The sequence below is a fragment of the Gordonia sp. NPDC003585 genome (genome assembly GCF_040610755.1).
Classification (GTDB): domain Bacteria; phylum Actinomycetota; class Actinomycetes; order Mycobacteriales; family Mycobacteriaceae; genus Gordonia.
Genome location: NZ_JBEXMX010000172.1, coordinates 1 through 3,180, shown reverse-complemented (window position 1 = coordinate 3,180; position 3,180 = coordinate 1). Strand labels below are relative to the sequence as shown.

Sequence of the window (3,180 nt, the reverse complement as noted above, 5' to 3'; positions counted from 1 at the left end):
CGGCACCAGGCCGACGCCCTGCCCGCGCACCAGCGCGGAGGTCAACCGAGTCGCGAGGTCACTGGGACCGAAGTCGAGAATCCAGGCGGCACCGTCGGCCACCACACCGTCGACGGTCGACACCCAGTCCACCGGCTCGACGAGAATGCTCGCGGCATGCCGGGTCGCGAGGTCGCGGTCGATGCCGCATTCGACCGCCCAGTCGCCCACCAGCTCAACGGCGTCGGCCATCCCCGGATGGTGGAAGGCCACCGACACCTGAAGGTGATCGAACTTCGGCGCAAACGGTTCGCCGCCGGTCACCTTGCGCTTGCGCTCGTCGGCTTCCTGCGCGGCGATGCGCTCACACAGCGCGGTGAACGCGGCGAGGTGCCGCGGCGCACCGGACAGCACCACCGCGCTGCGGCTGTTGCGAATCGAGACGACGGGCGCCGTGGACTGCTCGGGCGCAGCCAGTCCGGCGCGATACTCGACCAGGATCTCTTCGATCCGGGCCGGCGAGATGTTGGTGATCGCGAGCATCGGGGTGCCCTCGGTGGCAACGCCGAGGCCGCGGCGTCGAGCGATCAGCGAGCCCGCAGCACCGATGAGCTGCGCGACGGCCAGCAGCAGACCCTCACCGGATTCGGCTCCGCGACCATTCATGGCGACCGCGTCGACCGCGATGGAACCCTGCGAGTGTCCGACGACGGAACGCGGCGCGATGGCCGCGGTGTCCAGACCCTGCTTCTTCAGTGCCTCGATCGCCGCGATCTGGGTCAGCAGCACGCCCGGACCGGACAGGGTGAAGTCCGCAAGCGCCACCTCCGACGGTGTGGCCTCACCCGCGTCGAGCGCGCGCACCCAGGTCAACGGGTGGAAGCCCTCGGAACGCGCGACGGTGATCTGGTCGGCCACCGGCTCGACGAGACGTTCTGCCGCCTCGACGATCTTGGCGACCCGATGCTCGAGGTCGGCGTCGACAACCAGTTCGGCAAGTGTCGGCAGCCACGGACCTCCCTGACCACCGAAGCTGATGGCGTACGGCTCACCGGCGGACAGCCGGTCGATGAGGGTGGTCGAAGGGCGCTCTGCGGAAGCTGCGCCTTTGGTGCCGGTGCGGAATTGGTCGACGGTCACGAGGTCTCCTCTGTGGTCGGCGGTGATGCGGTCGGGGGTCGGTGTGGGGGTGGTCGAGGGGTTTCCCCGGCTGGACCGACCCACCCGGTTTCGGGCATGCCACGGGCCGTAGCTGCGCCTGGGCAGTGGGAGTTGCTGGTTGGTGGACTATGTGGGCAAACGCGCCCAACTCTGGGCACGAAAGTCCGAACACGCCTGTTGTGCAACAACATTGACTCATGACGGCTCGGCATCGAGCCCTCGTCGGCGTGAACGTGGAACCAATGATGACACACGAAAGTGAGGGATTCCTCATGTTTGGAACTGACCCTGCGGTATACCCGCCAGTAACCGCGCGGGTAACTTGGCGGCACGTCGACGGTGGGTCACAGGCACCCAGAATCCACACTGATCAGCCCCCGTTTTTTCGGCAAATCCGCAGGCCGAGCGCCCGCTCGGTGCGTCGTTACAAAATCGTGATGTGATCTGAAGCACCGCGCGCGTCACAGTAGGGTTTGGCCATGAGCAGCTGCATCTTCTGCGACATCGTCGCGGGTACCTCACCAGCCCGAATCGTCTACTCCGACGACGACGTGGTGGGCTTTCTCGACATCCGGCCGGTCACCCGAGGCCACACTCTGCTGGTCCCCCGAGTGCATTCCGTCGGGCTGGCCGATCTCGATCCGGACCGGGGTGCCGCGCTCTTCCACGCGGGCCAGCGGGTCGCCGCTGCGATGCGGTCGGGAACCATCGCCGCCGACGGCGTGAACATCGCGCTCAACGACGGACGCGCCGCGTTCCAGACCGTCTTCCACACGCACCTGCACGTCGTCCCGCGCCACAACGGCGACAAACTCAGTTTCGCCAAGGGCCTCGTGATCCGTCGCGACCCCGCCCCGGACGACACCGCGTCGGCCTTGCGCACCGCGCTGAAGTCGGCGTGAGGTCGACGCGGTGACCGAGTCCGAACCGACTGCGAATCCGCCGGAACCCATCCCCCAAGCCGTCGTCGACCTGGTGCGCGACGCGGAATGGATCACCGTCTTCACCGGCGCCGGCATGTCGGCCGAGAGTGGCATCGCCACGTTCCGCGACGCCGACACCGGACTATGGGAGCGTTTTGACCCCGCGACACTCGCCACTCCGGAGGCCTGGGCCGACGACCCCGCATTGGTTTGGGGCTGGTACTCGTGGCGGGCTCGCCAGGTCCGGGCCGCCGAACCCAATGCGGGCCATCAGGCACTGGCCGACCTGGCCCGCGACCGCGTCGTCATGATCGTCACCCAGAACGTCGACGACCTGCACGAGCGCGCCGGCAGCCAGGTCGTCAGCCATCTGCACGGCAGCCTGTTCGCTCCGCGCTGCTCTCGGTGCGGACGCCCGTATCCCGGCGATACCGATCTCGACAGCGACACCCTCGACGGACGGGTGACGCCGCCTGTGTGCCCCTACTGCGGAGGCGACGTCCGGCCCGGCATCGTCTGGTTCGGCGAGGCACTGCCCACCGAACAGTGGGAACGGGCCGAGCAGGCGATACGCGGCAGCGACCTGGTACTGGTGATCGGCACCAGCGGGATCGTCTACCCCGCGGCGAGTCTTCCCGAACACGCCGCTCGCGCCGGGGTTCCGGTCATCGAGTTCAATCCCGAACCGTCAGCGCTCAGCAGCATCGCCCGCCACCGCGTGCCCGTGACCGCGGCCACGGGACTGCCCGAGCTGGTGCGTGCCCTCGGCGACGGTGACCCTCCCGCAGGCTGAGATCCGCGGTCGCCCGAGCGCGGACTCGTCGCAGAAACCGCACTCGTCGCCAGAACCGCAGATGTGGCCAGAAACCGCCGACGCGCCTCGGGTTCCGACCAGACACGCGGTTTCTGAAACCCGCGACACGCCGACGTCGTCGGCGATCGTGGGCCCGGAAGAGCGGAGCCGCCATGCGGCCCGGAGCCTCCGCACGGCCGGCACCCGCGACAACCGGAGCCGAATTGGAGAACGCGAGTGCTGCAGCACTCGCGTTCTCCAACTCAACTCGAGTTCTCGCAGGACGACGCGGGACATGGCCAGACCGAAGCCGAGGCCGCCCTG

General features: G+C 68.4%; 2 protein-coding genes and 1 pseudogene. 2 read left to right on the top strand and 1 reads right to left on the bottom strand.

What is annotated here, in order from left to right; all coding sequences use genetic code 11:
* Positions 1 to 1,119, bottom strand: a pseudogene (locus ABZW74_RS24285) (3-oxoacyl-ACP synthase); the annotation flags it as partial.
* Between the two features lie 500 nt (positions 1,120 to 1,619).
* Here ABZW74_RS24285 and ABZW74_RS24280 point away from each other — a divergent pair.
* On the top strand, positions 1,620 to 2,042 hold the full coding sequence (locus tag ABZW74_RS24280; protein ID WP_240861687.1) for an HIT family protein: 423 nt from the start codon (positions 1,620 to 1,622) through the stop codon (positions 2,040 to 2,042).
* A 10-nt stretch (positions 2,043 to 2,052) separates the two neighbouring features.
* Positions 2,053 to 2,856, top strand: coding sequence for an NAD-dependent deacylase (locus ABZW74_RS24275; RefSeq protein ID WP_355280041.1), 804 nt, complete (start codon positions 2,053 to 2,055; stop codon positions 2,854 to 2,856).
* The last annotated feature ends 324 nt before the right edge of the window (positions 2,857 to 3,180 follow it).

Bases quoted from the DNA above. Each gene is read 5' to 3' on its own strand.
- ABZW74_RS24280 (WP_240861687.1), top strand. From the start codon at position 1,620: ATGAGCAGCTGCATCTTCTGCGACATCGTCGCGGGTACCTCACCAGCC.